We start from the raw sequence: 1,134 nt of genomic DNA, 5'->3' as shown, positions 1-1,134 counted from the left end.
ATTGCCGTTACACACGGCTTTTGGACCGCATAGGTTATGTTGAACTGTCCTAATCATGCTGTCCATCTATACAGCAGGAAGGGAGGTGAGACGGGAGCATGAAGAAGCAGGGAAGAGCTGGATAAGGATATATTCATGAAATACAGTTTTATTTCCAATGATAAGAATGCGTTCAGCCCTCAAATCTATCACGCGGCCTGCTTTCATTAATTGCGAGTGAACCGTCACACCAAAGAATAGTCGCTCCGGGAGAGATTCACCCATTTGTAATTCAATTCCGTACAAGGCTTGAAGTAACAATTTAGTTTGGACATAATCTTTACTTCAACTGAGATAAATTTGTCAATACTGACTACTAGATCAAAGTTGGAGGAATAAGCACATGGTGACCTGAAGCGGATTATTGTCAAAACAAGAATTACGTCAATTCGTAAAAGAGCATAATTTTCAATCGGCAGAAGATATTCAATGGACATTAAAGGAATTATTTGCAGATGTACTTCAAGAAGCATTAGAAGCCGAACTGGATACGCATCCCGGTTATGAGAAACATGATGTAAAAACAAACAAACGAGAAACAGCCGCGACGGCTACAACAGTAAGAAAACCGTAACCTCCGAATACGGTGATGTAGAATTTGAACCTGTAGTCGTGAAGAAAAATCAAACGAATGTGACCGGCATTGAGGAGCACATATGTATGCGAAGGGTATCAGTACACGGGACATTCAGGATCATTAGAATAAGTCAATATCTCCGAAACGCTGGCTGATTAATTCTCGGTACTGTCCGTTCTCTATGCGTAATTCGTCCAAAGCATCTTTATACGTACTTATAAGCTGTGTAAATGAGTAACCTTGGCTTGCAATTCCCGGTGCTCCTGGGCTACAATCTCAGGACTTGTAATCGTTGGTTCTCCTTCAGAGGCCGAGTCTAGGATTAATTGTATTTCCTCATTCAATTTGGTGAACCATTTTTCCAAATATTCCTTATAGGAACCCGTCCACAACATTCGCGAGCTTTTCAATCTGATTCGCGGGCGTTTTGCAATCATATCGTACACATCTGATTTTGAAAGACGCGATAATCGCCCCTTTTTGACATCATTTAAAAGCTTTCTTTTTACTTGTGCACA

The 1,134-nt window shown here is 40.8% G+C and carries 1 protein-coding gene and 1 pseudogene; one reads left to right on the top strand and one right to left on the bottom strand.

Translation table 11 applies throughout. From position 1 onward, the window contains the following. Positions 1 to 403: 403 nt before the first annotated feature. Positions 404 to 737 (top strand): annotated as a pseudogene (locus GRP75_RS27640) (transposase); the annotation flags it as partial. Between the two features lie 94 nt (positions 738 to 831). On the opposite strand, the gene GRP75_RS27635 reads toward GRP75_RS27640, so the two are convergent. Beyond that, a partial coding sequence (locus GRP75_RS27635) for a hypothetical protein (protein ID WP_237449237.1) occupies positions 832 to 1,134 on the bottom strand: 303 nt, incomplete at its 5' end.

Source organism: Paenibacillus sp. OT2-17 (assembly GCF_009827695.1).
Classification (GTDB): domain Bacteria; phylum Bacillota; class Bacilli; order Paenibacillales; family Paenibacillaceae; genus Paenibacillus; species Paenibacillus polymyxa_B.
The sequence above is the reverse complement of the archived record's forward strand: the minus strand, read 5'-3'. Positions and strand labels throughout refer to the sequence as shown.